A 16,970-nucleotide genomic window follows, 5' to 3' on the forward strand; every position below is an offset into this window, starting at 1 on the left:
GACCATTTATCTCCGTTAATCACCGTTTATCGCATTTCGTCACACGGCTTATGAACAACACGTAAATTGAAGACAAACCTATCGCAAGGAGTCGACATGATTACGTTTAACCATCTCAGTAAAAGTTACCCATTAGGACAGTCTTCAGTACAAGCACTCAAAGCGCTTTCTGGTGACATTCAAACGGGTGAGATTGTTGCACTTTGTGGACCTTCAGGCTCCGGGAAGAGCACCCTACTTAACATCCTTGGATTACTAGATACACATTACGACGGCGATATTCACTTTGCTGGAAACACCATTAGTAAATGTCCAAAGGTGCTGACACGATTTCGCCGAGAGAACATTGGCTTTGTGTTTCAACGATTCAATCTGATCCCCGTTATGTCAGCATTAGAGAACGTTGCTTATCCGCTAATGCTCAACAAAGTGCCTTACTCAAAACGTATGGAGCAAGCTGAATATTGGCTTGAGCGTGTTGGGCTCAGTCATGTTAAACATCATCGTCCCGACCACCTTTCTGGCGGTCAACAGCAACGAGTCGCTATAGCACGAGCCCTGATCCACAACCCACAACTCGTTATCGCCGATGAGTCGACAGCAAGCTTAGACAGTGAATCAGCAGCGCAAATCGTTGAGTTGATGAAGCAGCTGAGCCACGAGCAAGGTACCACTTTTGTCGTAGCCACCCACGATGTTCGAATGTCGAGTCGCTGTGACAGAACGATCCACCTTGTCGATGGGACTTTGTCTTCCCATGCCATCAACTAAAACCAACATCACTCGTCAGTAAGGAAGCACCATGATTCAGTCTCAACTACAAGGTTTCAAAGCCGCCAGCTTGTATCTGTTCAGAAACAAACGCAGAACCCTACTTTCACTCATTATTGTGGCGATTGCTATTTTTGCGATTACGGCTGCTGCAGGGTTTGGGCTATTTACCTATCAAGCGCTAGAGCGTTCAACCGCGAATGACGTCGGACATATCACTATCAGCCAACCGGGTTACTTTGAGAAAGAAGAAGATATGCCACTGCAAAACGGCATCGATGATTACTTGACGCTAAAACGCTTGCTAGAAGGCTCTATCGATAGCAAGGGCATACAGCCAAGAGTCTATTTCTCTGGCTTGATCTCAAACGGTCGCAAGTCTTCAATCTTCGTTGGCAATGGCGTCGAACCGAGCGAATTTGCTCTGCGAGAGGATTTCATTGGCTTGCAGTCTGGCAGTACGTTATCAACCGAAAGCCAAGACGGGATCATGCTGGCAAATGAACTGGCTAATAACCTGTCAGTGGGCTTTGGTGATTGGGTCACGTTACTTGCAACGACGAGTGACGGCGTACTTAATGCCATGGACTTTGAAGTCGTAGGGCTGTACTCCACTGGCGTCCCGGAACTCGATAAAAGACAGATTCATATTCGATTATCGAGCGCTCAATCGTTACTCGCGTCGACGAAAGTAAGCGCAGTTTCCATTTATCTAGACAACACCCGTTTAACCCCACCAGCAATGCAAGCGGTATCAAATACACTGAAAGACACTTCTGCATTTTCAGGATTACATCTTACACCATGGTATGAACGCGCATTCTTCTACCACAAGGTACGCGGCTTGTATAACAGCATCTTTGGCGTGCTTGGCATCGTACTCAGCCTTGTGGTCTTTGTAGCTCTGTTCAACACCATGTCAATGACAGTATCAGAGCGTACCCGCGAAATCGGTGCCTTGTCTGCTATGGGCAGCTATCCACGTGAAATCATCGCCATGTTCGTTCGAGAGTCTATCGTCATTGGCTTGGTAGGCAGCGTTTTGGGCGCCCTACTCGCCTGGGTAACCACGCAACTGCTAAAGGTTGCCGCTATTCAAATGCCGCCACCACCAGGGCGCAGCGAAGGCTACCCATTAGAGCTGGTCTTTTCTCAGGATGTCGCGGTCAGCGCGGGTGTCGCCGTCATCATTATTTGTGTATTCGCTGCCTTTATCTCAGCCAGAAAAGGCACTAAACGACCTATTACGGAGGCACTGGCTTATGTTTAATTGGATTAAAAAACCACGCATTGTAGCCGCTTCGCTCTTACTGTTTTCATTCAGCGGCAATGCTACTACCAACCAGCAAGCGCTTATTGACGCATCAACTTCTGCAGCCGAGATTCTGGTAATGGCAGATAAGTACCGACTTGAAGACGAAGCCGCAAAAGTCGTGACGGAGGTCTCTCTCTTTCAGGACGGACAACTCGATAAAACACGCCAATATGAAGTTTATTTACGCCCTAACCGCGAGTCACTGGTGTTATTTAAATCTCAAGTCGAGCAAGGTCAAAAGATGCTGATGTTAGGCGACAACTACTGGCTTGTGATGCCTAAAAGCCGACGTCCAATTCGCATCACCCCCATGCAGAAACTGCTTGGTGATGCCTCGGTAGGCGACGTATCTACCCTGACTTGGAGTCAGGATTACACTGGGACCATTGTCTCAGATAGCAAAGCTGGCGACATCTCAGACGTTCCAACGCTCCATCTATCACTCACCGCAAAAACGGCGGGCGCAAGTTACCAGTCGATAGACCTATGGGTCGAGAAAGAGAGCGGATTTCCAGTTCGTGCGGACCTTTACCTCACCTCTGGTAAGCTTGCCAAGAAAGCCGTATTCGAATCAGGTGAACGACAAGGTAGCCGACGAGTCGTCACCATGACACTTCTCGATCAAATCCAAGAGAACAAAAAAACCGTCATCAACTATCAGGATGTCGCGCCTTATGAGTTAGCGGATAAATACTACAACCCAGCTTATCTATCAAAGAATAAGCGAGTAGAACTATGAGAACTTCCAGCGTTCCACTTTTCACAATCAAACCGTCGTTTTTGTGTTGTGGCTGGTTAAAGACGACACTTGTAAGTGGCGCGCTGGTGTTATCTTTGCAATGCCAAGCAAGCTCAAACTCGATATGGGATGATTTAGCTGTAGAGACCGACTATCAAGTTAATCTGCAGTCCATACGTTCAGGTGACAGCGTGTTTGTCCCAAACAATGGTGACTCAAGTCGTGAGCAAATCAACGCGCTACTTGATATCAGCGCGCACTATAAGTCTATTAGCGGCAATGTCGCACTGCTTGGCACTTCGCTCTATGACAATGGACAAGCCCCCCAACGTCAGGTTGAAGCTGTCATCACGTCCCTTACTTACGAAACCAGTGTGACGCTAGGAGGCACCGATTGGGATCTCTTGCTCGGCAAAGCAAGACTTGATTGGGGAGTCGGCTATGGCTACCGCGTATGGGACATTTTCACCCCGTATCGACGAAACCCCGTTGGTATTCAAGTGGAGGAAGGAGCTGGCACCGTTGCGCTTTCACACTATGGCGTGGAATCAGAGTGGACCTTGATTGCCACTGACTCTAGTTGGACGCAACTCGACACCACAGAGTATGGCAAAGCCAACCAGCAGCAAGGGTTTGGCGGTAAGTACTACCGTTTGATGGGTGACCTAGAGGCACAGGTAATCGCTTACTATGACAATGTTCGGGAAGAGCTTGTAGGTGGCAGCCTAGTTAATGTGTTCAACAATGCTTGGTCAGGTCACAGTTCTCTATCCTATTCGCGCTCCTATCAGGGCTACGATTTTGAACCTGGACGCCCTGCGCAGCTTCGTAAACAAAGTCATGCGACGCAGTTTTTGGTGGGAGGCACTTGGTCTCACGCTTCGGGTATCAGCGTTATTGGGGAATACTGGTATGACTCACGCGCATGGCATAAGGACCAATGGCAGCAGGCGCATGACTACGCGAAACAGAATCCAAGTCCAATTTCTGCGTCTTATGCTCTTGGCTACACTCAGCAAAATATGGTCCAACACAACATCATGCTGCATAGCCGCTTGGATCCTCTTTTTTGGAATCAGTGGGATTGGAGTAAAGACAGTCGCATATTACAAAACATGAAACCCCGTCTCGACCTTCTCATTGCGCCAGAGGATGGCGGTGTTATTGCCACACAATGGATCGATTTCGAGCTGATCGATACTGGTGACAGTAACCTCAATCTAGAGTTTGCAGCGCGATTCGTGACTGGTGATTCAAACTCGGTGTATGCAAACCTACCTGATACCTATAACATATTGATTAATCTAAAAGGACGCTTCTAAATGATGATTCCAATATCAGAGAACAGCTGGGCTCGCTCACTATTCATTACGACTCTGTTTTGTGCAGGTATCGCTGTTATCACCGCATCGATTTGGGTAGCCCCCTACTTCGAGAACTTGATGATCAGCCTCGGCTACGGCTATAGTGCCGTGTTCATGTCTTGGCTTATCGAGCGTTTCGTTCCGCAACTAAAAGATAAGCGCACCTTCTCTCTGGCAATCTCGCTCCTGTTAGCGGTCACGCTCGGCACCGCTCATGCCTACCTGTGGGTAAGCAAATACCCCGGATTCGATGTTTGGCAGGGCATTAAACCCATCTTACTGCTTGGCGTCATTTTTACGGCTGTCTGTTTCTACTTCTTCTACATGCAAGAGCAAAAAAATAATCTTCAACAAGCTCTCGAACAGTCAAAACGAGAAAAAGTCGAACAAGAAAAAACGCTGATTGAGTCGGAACTGAAGCAGCTACAAAGCCAGATAGAGCCACATTTTTTGTTCAATACACTCGCCAATGTCAGTGCCTTGGTGGATCAGGAGCCAGCACAGGCAAAGCATATGCTGGATAAACTAACTCAGCTACTTCGAGCATCGATGGCCCGCCATCGAGTCAATCAAGTTTCAGTAAAATCTGAAGTCGACTTAATTGACGCCTATTTATCGATACAGAAAGTCCGTTTGGGTCCTCGACTGAATTTTGAGTTCATTATCGCGGATGCGGTGAAGCAACAACTTATCCCGCCCTACCTATTGCAACCATTGGTCGAAAACGCCATTAAACATGGTATTGAGCCCAGCATTGACGGTGGTACAGTGACGATACGAGCACGCTCTGATGCGCAGCAATGTATCCTAGAGGTGATTGATAACGGATTAGGTCTCTCGTTGGACAACACCGCCAGCACAGGTCATGGGATTGGGATTCAGAACGCCAAATCGCGTCTCAGTGCTTTATATCAAGACAGAGCAACACTGAATATCAGTGAAAACCAAACCGGCGGCGTTACTGCAACGATCAAATTACCATTAGAGCACCCAACACCATAGCGGAGGCGACATGAAAGCACTTATCGCAGATGATGAACCCCTATTGCGATTTCACCTAGACAAAATGTTGGCAGATGTGTGGCCAGAACTTGAGGTAGTGGCTCGATGTGAAAATGGCGAACAAGCCCTTGCCGAGCTTGAGAACGCGTCGATAGATATCGCATTTCTTGATATTCAGATGCCAGGGAAGTCAGGGATAGAGGTGGCACAGATAATCGCTAAGTCTCATCAAGATTCTTCGACGCCAGCGCCTTTGGTCATTTTCATTACCGCATTTGATCACTATGCAGTGAGTGCGTTCGAAGCCAACGCTATCGACTACCTGTTAAAGCCTCTGCAAGAAGATCGCCTCATCGAGGCGTGCAACAAAGCTAAATCACGCCTCAAAGCGAGTGATGAAAGTCCAGACTTAAACGCGATTGTCGCCAATCTAGAAAAGCTTTCGATCAACACAACCCCGCAGTTTGCGAAATGGCTAAAGGGTAGCAAGCAAGACGAGATCCACCTTATCTCTGTTGATGATATTGCCTTCCTCAGGGCAGAAGACAAATACGTTACTCTTGTCACCGCCGACAATCGAGAATACGTGCTACGAAGTACCATCAAAGAACTGGCTACGCAGCTCGACCCAGATAGTTTCTGGCAGATCCATCGCTCAACCATGATTAATCTACACAAACTCGAAAAAGTGAAAAAAGACCTCGCGGGCAAAATGAATGCCTATATTGCCGGGCACAAACTTCCTGTCAGCCGCGCGTTGCAGCACTTGTTTAAATAGTGGTGACCTACTCCTGCCAATCCGAGAAGTGTTTAACTAAATAGTCTATCGCCATTCGCGCCCTTACCGGCAAGAAGCGGCGATTTTGATACACAATCCAACTACTCGATCCTTTACCCCAAAATGGTTCGAGAACTGGCTTTAATTTTCCCGACGCGAGTTTGTTTCCAAAGCTACTACGAGGCAAGTAAGCGATCCCTAAGCCTTCTTCACATGCCTGAAGAATGGCGTTGGAGTTATTGCTTCTCCACCGACCGCTGACCCGAATAGCACTCATCGGCTTGCCCTCTTTTTCGAACTGCCAGTGGTCATTGTTGGCAATGATACAACTGTGCTGTGCAAGATGATTCGGGTGAGTCGGTTCTCCAAATTGATCTAAATACCTTTGACTTGCAGCTGCCGCCATCGGTCTATCCACCAGCTTTCTGGCGACTAAGCCTGAATCACTCAGGCGACCATAGCGAATAGCAAAGTCGACCCCATCTTCAATGAAATTGACCATCCGAGTATTAAAATCCATCTCAACAGAAAGATCAGGATATTGCTTAGCAAATGTCATCAAAGCGGGAGCAACATAGTTCTCTGCAAATGCGCCTGCCGCACTTACACGCAAGGTACCACTCAACTCAATCTGCTGAGATGAGAGTCGCTCATTCGCTTGCTGCAAACCAATGACCAGTTCTCTACACTGCTGGTAATATACCTGCCCAGCGTCAGTCAGGCTGACCATTCGTGTCGAGCGAGCAAGCAGTGCTACCCCTACTCGCTCCTCTAATCTTGAAACTTGGCGGCTCACATGGCTGGTGCTGCAACCAAGCAGCTTGGCCGCAGCGGAAAAGCCATGACTCTCTGCCACAGCAACAAACTCGTTAATCCCTTCAAAACTCTCCATTACCACTCCAACCGCCATTATCTTTGCTATATAGCAATAATGTTTTTCTATTCTAGATGATTATCACTCATTTGATTTGCAATTAATATCAATACGTACAAACAAGAACCCGTCAGCTCAAAGGAAAGAATTATGAAAAAAGTACTCATCCCAGTGACCAACCACGCCACTCTCGGTGACACTGACCAAGCAAACGGCACCTATGCCCCTGAGCTTACTCACGCTCTACGTGAAATTCTCGCGGCAGGTTTCGAGTACGATATTGCTTCTATTCAAGGTGGTAAAGCGCCGCTTTACGGCACAGATATTGAGGGTGATACCGTCAATGCCGAGCTTCTGGCGAATGATGACTTTCAAAACCGGATCAACAACACCATCCCTGTGTCTCAGGTAAACGGCGAAGAGTACGATGCCATCTTCTACCCTGGTGGCTTTGGCTTGCTGTCAGATCTAGCGACCGATGAGTCGTTCGCAAACATTGCTGCAAAGCACTATGAAAATGGCGGCATCATCGCGGCAGTCTGTCACGGACCTGGGGCACTACTGCCAATTACACTAAGCTCAGGGGAAAAGCTTCTCGCTTCAAAATCGGTCACAGGGTTCACGCGAGAGGAAGAAATCGACTTTGGCACTATCGACTCGATTCCTTTTTTACTAGAAGAGTCATTGGCTCGTACAGCCAGTCGTTATAACAAGGTGCAGCCATGGCAAGAGCTGGTCATCGTAGATGAGCGCGTGATTACGGGTCAAAACCCAACGAGCGCACACGGTGTTGGTAAAGCACTGGTTGAAAGCCTTAGCTAATCTAGAAAGCTAATCCTAGAAGTTAAGCTCGCAATTATATCTCAAAGCCCTAAGTAGCCAAACTTAGGGCTTGTTTCTATTACCCGCTAAAGACTTGGGTGTCTGGATAAAACGCATACCAAGCAAACCAAAACAGCAAGGTCGACGCTAACGTCTGACCGTCTTCATCGGTGACCCATGCTGATTGATTTTCACTATCCCAGTGAATCTGGTATGAGGCGTTATCAAATGAATAATCAAACTGCGCCTTACCTTGCTTCTCGAGTTCACTAAATGGGAAGGCAATAGCATTGCCATCGACCAAAAGCCCCAATACCATCTCTTTTTGGTGGTACGCGCTTGGCGCTTGATTTGCCACAGGAAAATAGACATTGGGGTGTTCTGCATAGCCAGCATAAGGATCGCGATTATAATCACGTCGATACCCAGTTTCTGTCGAGAGCACTTGGGTCTCTGGATACCTTTGAAGCCAGTTAGACCAACGTGATAATGTCATTGGGATCTGCTTTAGCTTACTGCCAACCTGCGGCCCCGCCACGGCGTCACCATGAATTTGCGACCACAGCGATTCGGTCTCCCTATCGTACATCAACACATCTGAGCTATACAGAAGCCCTGAAACACCAAACTCCAGCTCTCGTTGACCATCACCCTCTGGTTGGCTTTCAAACGCCATGCCGCTGCCACAAAGTGGACAGTAACTAACGACGACACGCTGACCTCCAACGGTATCATTAACGATTTCGTGCCAATTCAAAATACTCAATGGATAAGCTTTCGCTTCACCGTTGATCACCAAACCAAGTACGATATCTCTTGGTTTCACACTCTGAGCTTTACGCCCTGATTCAAATTTTGGGTCGGTAAGTGCTGGGATACCGTCTCTGGGCGGACCGCCACTTTGGACCAGGTTCAACGGCACAGTTGCATTATCTAGGCTAAATCCATTAAGTGTTTTGGCAACGACTAACGAAGGAGTAAATAGAACTAAGGAAAGGGAAAATAGGGTAAGAATAGAACGCATGTTGCTCTCCTCATAGCAGCCACTTATCAGACAGACCGCTAATGAGGAGAATCGCTTTCAGAGATTAGCCATTTGTTTGTTGAAACGCTTGAACAAACTCGTCATAACGTGCTCGGTTGACACCTGCATCACTGTATCCGGTGCGAGATTGAGAACGATAATGCATCACACCATTGTCGGCATCGAAATAGAGCTCTACGTCGTCATGAAAACGCATCAGAGGTGTTGTAAACACCGCATGAACGTAATCGCCGCTATCCGTTACCACCTCGTTGCGTCCCAACGTTTTTAGCGCTGCCAATGCGCGCGCTTTTGCCGTCGCGAGATCATCAAAGGCAATCGGTTGAACCTGTTTTTCTGGGATTTTAGTCTGCGAGGAGACGGCATTAGGTGTGGAGGGCATGCGCGCCAACTGTCCACCATCCACGCCCAAATACGACGGCATACTATTGTTTTTGTAAAACATGTAACCGATGAGAACCAGGGCTAATGTAGTGATAATTTTGCTAATCATGAACCGTCCTTTTACTGTTGGCTGTGAGAGTTGTCTCTCTATTTTTCCAATTGAATGAATAGATTACACACTATAGTCGATTCTGGTCAAACCAGATCACTTCGTCCTACAAAATCGCTGCCTGAGTCAAAATCCTAGTCAAAGAAATCAATAACCAGCTTGTTGTTCTCAACCGTCACTTTAGGATTCGACGATTTAAGCAGCGACTGCTTAACTGTGCTCTCATCAAGCTGATACACCGGATAACTCGATACTGCATTGCCAATCAAAGATACTGCAGGCTTAATAAGCTGCCTGATTTCAGGCGTCAGTATCGAGCCATCCTCATCAAGCCGCTCTAGACGGAGTGATTTGAGAAACACTTCGCCCGTCTCTTTTTTATACTCTGGGATGGCACTAAACTCGATGTCCAAATCCAAATTCATTTCTGGTTGGCTCATCATTTGAAGCTCCGCTGTGGTGTTGGCGTACACAGCGACTCTGTCTTTGTCAGCACGGCCAATATTCACTTTCAAGTCGTCGACAGAAATTTTGGCGTAAAGGACATCCTCAATACCGACTGCCTGATCAAGCTTTAGGTTTTGATTAAGATAATCCGTCATCTCTTGCTCAGTAACGCTGTAACTCACACACCCAGACAGGCTAAGCAAGAGAGCAAACAGCCCGAAAAACTTGGCAGAGAACAATGTATTCATCAGAAAAGGCTCCTAGAAAAGAGTGAAGCGCATACCGCATATCTTGTTAAAAGATAGGGGCTTATAAAAAAACAGGCAAGCACTAAGTGCCTGCCTGTTTTTTCAATATTCATGTTCTACAACGAGCTAACTTACTGACCACTGAGACAGTGAGCGCTTAAAGTCCTCATAGCCAAACTCGTTGAGTTTCTCGATGTTGCCCGATGAACGTTCGCAATAGATTGATGGCATTTTCAATCCGTTGAACCAGTTCAACTTCACCATGGTATAGCCTGCGCTATCCATAATATGTAGCTGCTGACCTACTTTTAGCGGTTCATCGAAGTTAGCCACGCAGAACTGATCGCCAGCGAGGCAAGAGCAAGATCCAATCACGTATTCATGCTCACCTTCTGAGTTAGCTTCCAGAATGGATGCTGGCTCATCGTAGATCAGCGTATCCAAGCGGTGGGCTTCAGTCGCTGAGTTAACGATCGCCGTCTTCTTCTCATTCTCGACAATATCCACCACGGTCACCACAAGATCGGTGGTTTTCGTGATGATGGCTTCGCCCGGCTCTAAATACATCTGGACACCGTGTTTTTCAGAGAAGGCTTTTAGAGCAGCACCAAGCTTATCAATATCGTAGCCTGGCCAAGTGAAGAATACGCCGCCACCCATACTCACCCAATCAAGCTTGTCGAGGTGATCGCCAAACTGCTCAGAAATCGCATCAAGCAATCCAATAAATGCATCCACGTCTTTGTTTTCACAGTTCATGTGGAACATGACGCCATCGATACTATCAAATACCGCTGGTTCGATATGGTCAGCTTGCACACCAAGACGAGAGTACTTACGCGCTGGGTTCGCCAGATCCTGTCCCGCATAGCTCACGCCTGGGTTAAGTCTAAGCCCCAAAGATGCCTTACCCTCAACAATATGGCGGTAAGCTGCCAGCTGAGACTGAGAGTTAAAAATCATCTTGTCACAGATATCCGCCACTTCGCGCACATCGTCTTCGGTGTAACCCACACTGTAAGCGTGCGTCTCTCCACCAAAGGTTTCATGACCAAGCTTTACCTCAAATGGACCACTACTGGTTGAGCCATCGAGATACGGTTTAATGATGTCGAAAACACCCCAAGTTGAGAAACACTTTAATGCGAGAACCAGCTTAACACCTGAGATCTCTTTGAGGTGTTTGGCCTTTTCTAGGTTTTCGATCAGCTTGGATTCGTTGATCATGAAGTATGGGGTTTTGAGTTGAGATTTGTTCATGGTTTGCGTTCCGGGTGATGATTGGGGATTTTAGCAGGTTTTGGGGATTGGTGGTTTTACCCCTCCTAGCCTCCCCTTATTAAGGGGAGGAACAGATGGCTCGCTGACGCGTCGCCTGATCTAAAGCTAGGCGATGCGACGTTAGGAGCTAGCCTGTAGTTCTCCCCCTTGCGAAGGGGGAGTAAGAGGGGGTAAAGCTCTTAAACCCCTACTTCAAAACCTGAATATCCGGCCCACCTACTTCCAGCTCTTGAACATGCCAATCCAAACCAATCTCTGGCATTGTCTCCAAGAACGGATCTGGGTCTAGCTGTTCCATGTTGAACACGCCAGCCTCTGCCCATTTACCGCGGAAGTACTGAAGTGCCGCAGTAATAGCCGGAACACCGGTAGTGTAAGAGATCGCTTGGTGCTCAACATCTTCGTAAGCGACTTCGTGGTCAGCGTTGTTGTAGATGAAGACTGAACGCTCTTTACCGTCTTTCTTACCTTGAACCCAAGTACCGATACACGTTTTACCTGTGTAGCCCGGAGCTAGAGAGGTTGGATCTGGTAGCAGTGCTTTAAGCACGTGTAATGGTTGTACAACCGTTCCGTCGTGCAGAGTTAGCGGGTCTGGGCTCAGTAGACCAATATCGCGCATGCAATTGAAGTAATTCAGGTAAGTGTCACCGAAGCCCATCCAGAATTCGATACGTTTTGCAGGAATGAATTCTTGCATTGAACGAACTTCATCGTGCGCCATAGAGTAAACCTTGTGCTTACCTACTAGCGGGAAGTCGAACTCAAGCATACGTGAATGACATTCCACTTGCTTCCACTCGCCATTTTCCCAGTAGAAAGAATCGCCTTGGATTTCAAGCATGTTGGTTTCTGGGTCGAAGTTGGTCGCGAACTTCTTACCGTGGTCACCTGCGTTTACGTCCATAACATCGATGGTATCGATCTCATCGAATAAGTGTTTCACTGCGTAAGCAGCAAATACACTTACTACGCCTGGATCAAAGCCAGCACCTAGGATGCCTGTGATACCCGCTTCTTTAAACTTGTCGCGGAAGCCCCACTGCCAGTCGTATGCTTGCGGTACTTGCTGACCTTCAGAACATAGGTCAACAGCAACCGATGTATCTAGGTAAGACACCTTCGCTTGTAGGCACGCTTCCATGATAGTGATGTTCACCCACGGAGGTCCCGCGTTGATTACAAGATCAGGTTTTACTTCGTTGATCAAAGCTACTAGCGCTTCAACATCGTCCGCATTAACCGCACGAGCTTCTAGTTTTTTACTTGGATCTTTAAGGTTGTTTTTGCCCTTGATTGACTCAATGATTTTTTCGCATTTTGCTACTGTGCGCGAAGCGATTGTGATATCACCAAGTACATCGTTGTTTTGAGCCGCTTTGTGTGCGACTACCCAACCAACACCACCAGCACCAATCTGTAGAATTGCCATTTGTTTGTTCCTTTTTCTCTTAGTGAGATTTAGTTAGCTCAAGGGCTAATTGATGAATATTGTTTAGAAGCGTTTCGAAATCTGATAGCTTCAAGCAAGGGTTCAAGATAGTAAATTTCAGTGCCGAGTGGCCGTTTACTACCGTCTCCCCAAGTACCGCAACACCGCGAGTCAGCGCTTCGATACGAATTGTTTTGTTAAGCTGCTCTAGGTCATCAGCATCACTGTTTACCGCTCTGAATAGAACCGTTGATAGCGACGGCTCTGCCAATAGCTCAAACTGTGGGTGCGCTTTAACAAGCTTAGCCACTTGCTGAGTTTGATCCATCAGATGATCGTACATGTCACCTAGTGCGTCTGGGCCAACGTTTTGCATGGTCATGAAGACCTTCAACGCATCAAAACGCTTAGTCGTCGCGATGGATTTATCGACCAAGTTCGGCAGTTCGTCATGTTCACGATTTAAGTAATCAGCGTGGTGAAGCAAATACTTGAAGTTAGCTCGATCTTTAAGAAGCAGTGAGCCGCAGCTGATTGTTTGATAGAACAGCTTGTGGAAGTCGACACTCACTGAATCGGCTTTTTCGATCCCTTGGAGCTTGTCTTTATGACTACTTAGAATCAGCGCGCCACCGTAAGCACTGTCGACGTGGAACCAAAGACCGAACTGGGAAGAGATATCCGCAAGTGTTGCTAAGTCATCGATCGCGCCGTGATCAGTGGTACCCGCAGTGCCAACTAGTGCGAACGGAATTAACCCTTGTTCATTGAGTGCTGTGATGTCAGCAAGCAAAGCATCCGTTTTTATCGTGCCATTCTCATGAGTCGCCACGCAGTGCACCGCTTTTTCACCAAGACCAAGAAGTGACGCTGACTTCTGAACGGTAAAGTGAGATTTGTCTGAGCAAACAATACGCAGTTTATCGGCGTAGCTTGGCAGGCCAAACTTTTGGATTGAATGACCGTCAGTGACATCAGCAATGTGGTCGCGAGCCAGTAGCAGGCCCATTAAGTTACTTTGTGTACCGCCACTGGTGAAAATGCCGTCCGCATCTTCGCCAAGCTCGTAGCGCTCACATAGCCAATCTAGAACCTTTTGCTCTACATAGGTCGCCGCTGATGCTTGATCCCAAGAGTCCATCGACTGGTTTAGCGCTGCAATCATCGCCTCTGCTGCCACCGCTGGCATCAAAGGAGGGGTATGCAGATGCGCAATACAGTCAGGGTGCTGAGTGAAGATAGAATGCTCAGCAACCAGCCCAGCCGTTTCATCAACGACGCTTTGCAGGTTGCTGTTTTGACTATCAAGATTCACGTCATTGATAAGTGTTTCGAGCGTTTTCGGATCCAAACCAGAATAGGGTTTGCTCACTTTTTCAAACACTTCTTTCATAGCTTGAGTCGTGTGATTCATCACCTGAGCAAACTCAGTCGCACCTTGTTCACCGGTGTGAATGAAGTGCTTGCGCCAGCTAGATTCCTTCGCTTGCTGCTCAGTTTTCTCGCCACCGCCTGCAACAATGATCGCCTCTTCGATAGTGCGTAGGGCAAAGTCAATCTGCTCAAAGCTGATGATAAGAGGTGGTAAGAAGCGAATAACAGAGCCGTCACGACCGCCCTTTTCAACCATCAAACCGCGCTCCAGCGCTGCACGTTGAATCGCCAGCGTTAGTTCGCCATCAGCGACAGGCTCACCAAACTTGTTGTGCTCACCGGTTGGTTTAACGATCTCAACGCCAAGCATCAGACCTTTACCACGAACTTCGGCAATGCAATTCACGCGATCTTTAATTTTGTTTAGACCCAATCGCAGATATTCGCCGGCAATGCTAGCGTGCTCAACTAGGTTATCTCGCTCGATGATCTCAAGTGCTTTTGCTCCAGATACCATGGCTAATTGGTTACCGCGGAATGTGCCCGTATGTTCGCCAGCATTCCATGTATCTACCTTTTTGTTAAATACCAAGATCGACATTGGCAAACCACCGCCAATCGCTTTAGAGAGACAAAGAATATCTGGGCTGATACCGGCCTCTTCGAAGGCAAATCGGTAACCCGTTTTACCCACACCGCACTGAATCTCATCAAGAATCAGCAGGATTTCATGTTCATCACAGATCCTACGTAGCTCTTTGAGCCAAAACGCTGGAGCCGGAATCACACCGCCCTCGCCTTGTACTGGCTCAACGATGATCGCCGCTGGTTTCATGATGCCAGCTTCGTCGTCATTGAGGAGTCGCTCAATGTAGCGAATGCTCTGCTTAGCACCCGCATCACCACCTAATCCAAATGGACAACGTAAGCTATACGGGAAAGGCATAAAGTGCACGTCTGACATGAGACCGGTACGACGCGCTTTAGTGCCGAGGTTACCCATCATGCCCATAGTGCCGTTCGTCATGCCGTGATACGCACCGCGGAATGCAAACATGGTGTTGCGGCCCGTGGTTTGCTTCGCCAACTTGATCGCAGCTTCGACCGCATCGGCACCGGAAGGACCACAGAACTGAATCACAGATTCAGTCGCGAACTGTTCAGGCAAAAAGGCTTTAACGCGTTTGATAAAGCGATCTTTCGCTTCGGTCGTGATATCTAGCGTTTGATACGGTAGACCAGAATCTAGCTGCTCTTTAAGGGCTTGGTTGATCTCCGGATGGTTGTAACCCATCGCCAAGGTACCTGCACCAGCAAGGCAGTCTAAGAATATTTGACCGCGAGTATCTTCCACTAACGCTCCATGGGCTCGTTTGATGGCGATCGGAAGACGACGCGGGTACGAACGTACTTCTGACTCATGCTCGGCTTGGTCTAGTAATACTTGATCTGGGGTCAGATCGTAGGTGCCTTCGACGTGTGGAACTTGGACCGAAATCGAAGACGCGAATTCTTTAGAATCAAATTCGAATGCTGTACTCATTTATTTGTAACCTGATTTTACGCGCACAATATTGACTGTTACGCGAACAACAAAACGAGCCCCATCTGAACAACAGATGTGACGAAGCCCAACGCACTTGCGCTAGGAAAAGAGATCGATTCTGTAAATCAAGGCTCTGTGATACTACGGTTTACGCGCAATACACAGTTTGGAAGTACAAAGCTGATTTTTGAGTGAGAGTTAATGTGTTTCAATGTTGGGTTTCCCATTAATATGCCCTTCTAGGCATCAGTATCCCGTCTACTGATTATTGGCATAATCAGTACCTACCCTACGTCGTATCACAATCAGCTTGAATGGTTACGACGCGTATCCCCCAGATTCATTCCGAGATTGCGTGGGAAAGTAACATAGAACTCATTATCATCGCAACCGTTTTTATCACGTAAAACACGGGTCACTAGTTACGTATTATTGAGCAATATTAAACTGCTGACATAAAAAAACCGCCTCTGCAGAGGCGGTCCATTCTAAAACTAACTATTAGTCTTTTTTGTCGCTCAGACTCTTGGTGGTTGCATGACCAATTGCGTCTACGTCTACACCATTTTGCTCAAGGAATTTTTCGAACATCGGCAGCAGTGGGCCAAGGGTTTCAGCTATGGTATCCCTCACTGTGTCGACGACGACCTGAGTGCCTCGTTCGATCTCAATATTGACGTCATCACCAACACCTTTGCCTTCAAACGTCGTCATACGACGTGTCTCTGGAATAAGCCAGACATCAAACCAGCCCTCTTGCTTATCCACCTCAGAAACCGTCAGACTAGCGCCATTGATCGCAATATAGCCTTTAGGGAACACATAAGGCTTCCACTCTTTTGGCAACTGAAATTTGATTCGGTAGTTATCTTCTTGCTGCTCTACCGATACCAACGGTGTTTTGAAATCAACATGACCAGATAATGGGTGACCGCCAATCTCAGCGCCATCTTTAGCTGCACGTTCTACGTTGATCATCTGGCCTTGCTCAAAAGAGCTTAGCGTTGTGATATTGAGGCTCTGCAACATAACATCAAACGACAAACGCGTGTCCGTTTGTATCTCAGTTACCGTCAAACAAACGCCATCTACAGCGATACTCGCGCCGATTTCAACATCGGTACAAAACCCTTGTTCGAAGTCGATTTCAAAGGTGCGAATGCCGTTTAGGTCTGTAATTTTATCAATAGTGGCGACAGATTGAATAATACCGGTAAACATAGATGCCTCGATTTATCATTAGAGTGCTTATAGTACGGACATCATTGCAAAAAGAATCAGCAAGATAAAGTCAGAAACGGAAAAAGAAATTAGGAAAGTTATAAGCAAGAAAAGCCAAGCATTTCTACTGGGGTTTAAGTGTTTGGAGCGACTCGACCGGATTCGGGCACGAGGTTCACCTCATTCCCAAGCTCAAGCGAGGCTGATATATATCGTTA

Annotated in this window: 15 protein-coding genes; 7 read left to right on the forward strand and 8 right to left on the reverse strand. The window is 47.4% G+C overall.

The annotated features are described in order from the left end of the window. Positions 1-96 precede the first annotated feature (96 nt). The 6 genes from AC6I8U_RS10420 to AC6I8U_RS10445 are packed head-to-tail and all read left to right on the forward strand — an operon-like array spanning position 97 to position 5,969. Positions 97-771, forward strand: coding sequence for an ABC transporter ATP-binding protein (locus AC6I8U_RS10420; RefSeq protein WP_498016809.1), 675 nt, complete (start codon positions 97-99; stop codon positions 769-771). A gap of 31 nt (positions 772-802) precedes the next feature. Then, positions 803-2,041: an ABC transporter permease gene (locus tag AC6I8U_RS10425; protein WP_498016810.1), complete on the forward strand. Its 1,239-nt coding sequence runs from the start codon at positions 803-805 to the stop codon at positions 2,039-2,041. Continuing rightward, the gene (locus AC6I8U_RS10430) at positions 2,034-2,825 is read left to right on the forward strand and encodes an outer membrane lipoprotein-sorting protein (protein WP_498016811.1); all 792 of its coding nucleotides are present in this window, start codon (positions 2,034-2,036) and stop codon (positions 2,823-2,825) included. Before AC6I8U_RS10425 ends, AC6I8U_RS10430 begins: the two co-directional genes overlap by 8 nt. Beyond that, on the forward strand, positions 2,822-4,147 hold the full coding sequence (locus tag AC6I8U_RS10435; RefSeq protein WP_498016812.1) for a hypothetical protein: 1,326 nt from the start codon (positions 2,822-2,824) through the stop codon (positions 4,145-4,147). Before AC6I8U_RS10430 ends, AC6I8U_RS10435 begins: the two co-directional genes overlap by 4 nt. Then, entirely contained in the window at positions 4,148-5,191 is a 1,044-nt protein-coding gene (locus AC6I8U_RS10440; protein ID WP_498016813.1) for a sensor histidine kinase, read from the forward strand. It begins immediately after the preceding gene. 10 nt (positions 5,192-5,201) lie between these two features. Continuing rightward, a complete protein-coding gene (locus AC6I8U_RS10445; protein WP_498016814.1) occupies positions 5,202-5,969 on the forward strand; it encodes a LytR/AlgR family response regulator transcription factor in 768 nt (255 codons plus the stop codon). 7 nt (positions 5,970-5,976) lie between these two features. Here AC6I8U_RS10445 and AC6I8U_RS10450 read toward each other — a convergent pair whose 3' ends face one another. After that, positions 5,977-6,861, reverse strand: a complete 885-nt coding sequence (locus AC6I8U_RS10450; protein ID WP_498016815.1) for a LysR family transcriptional regulator — start codon at positions 6,859-6,861, stop codon at positions 5,977-5,979. A gap of 132 nt (positions 6,862-6,993) precedes the next feature. Between AC6I8U_RS10450 and AC6I8U_RS10455 the strand changes: the two genes are divergently transcribed. Then, the gene (locus AC6I8U_RS10455) at positions 6,994-7,665 is read left to right on the forward strand and encodes a type 1 glutamine amidotransferase domain-containing protein (protein ID WP_498016816.1); all 672 of its coding nucleotides are present in this window, start codon (positions 6,994-6,996) and stop codon (positions 7,663-7,665) included. Between the two features lie 79 nt (positions 7,666-7,744). Here AC6I8U_RS10455 and AC6I8U_RS10460 read toward each other — a convergent pair whose 3' ends face one another. The 7 genes from AC6I8U_RS10460 to AC6I8U_RS10490 all read right to left on the reverse strand — a co-directional run bounded on the left by AC6I8U_RS10460 (position 7,745) and on the right by AC6I8U_RS10490 (position 16,752). Beyond that, a complete protein-coding gene (locus AC6I8U_RS10460) occupies positions 7,745-8,689 on the reverse strand; it encodes a DUF3179 domain-containing protein (protein ID WP_498016817.1) in 945 nt (314 codons plus the stop codon). A gap of 64 nt (positions 8,690-8,753) precedes the next feature. After that, positions 8,754-9,203: a DUF1499 domain-containing protein gene (locus AC6I8U_RS10465; protein WP_394151793.1), complete on the reverse strand. Its 450-nt coding sequence runs from the start codon at positions 9,201-9,203 to the stop codon at positions 8,754-8,756. A 134-nt stretch (positions 9,204-9,337) separates the two neighbouring features. Beyond that, on the reverse strand, positions 9,338-9,898 hold the full coding sequence (locus AC6I8U_RS10470; RefSeq protein ID WP_498016818.1) for a YceB family lipoprotein: 561 nt from the start codon (positions 9,896-9,898) through the stop codon (positions 9,338-9,340). A 126-nt stretch (positions 9,899-10,024) separates the two neighbouring features. Next, positions 10,025-11,158 (reverse strand): carboxynorspermidine decarboxylase, encoded by a 1,134-nt coding sequence (gene nspC, locus AC6I8U_RS10475; protein WP_498016819.1) that lies wholly within the window; start codon positions 11,156-11,158, stop codon positions 10,025-10,027. 208 nt (positions 11,159-11,366) lie between these two features. Then, positions 11,367-12,611 carry a carboxynorspermidine synthase gene (locus tag AC6I8U_RS10480; RefSeq protein WP_252014129.1) on the reverse strand — a complete coding sequence of 415 codons (1,245 nt, stop codon included), beginning with the start codon at positions 12,609-12,611 and terminating at the stop codon, positions 11,367-11,369. A gap of 19 nt (positions 12,612-12,630) precedes the next feature. Beyond that, the gene (locus tag AC6I8U_RS10485; RefSeq protein ID WP_498016820.1) at positions 12,631-15,528 is read right to left on the reverse strand and encodes a pyridoxal phosphate-dependent class III aminotransferase; all 2,898 of its coding nucleotides are present in this window, start codon (positions 15,526-15,528) and stop codon (positions 12,631-12,633) included. A gap of 504 nt (positions 15,529-16,032) precedes the next feature. Continuing rightward, complete coding sequence (locus AC6I8U_RS10490) at positions 16,033-16,752, reverse strand: riboflavin synthase subunit alpha (RefSeq protein WP_498016821.1); 720 nt, start codon at positions 16,750-16,752, stop codon at positions 16,033-16,035. Positions 16,753-16,970 lie beyond the last annotated feature (218 nt).

It is taken from the genome of Vibrio sp. KUL80 (assembly GCF_059725495.1).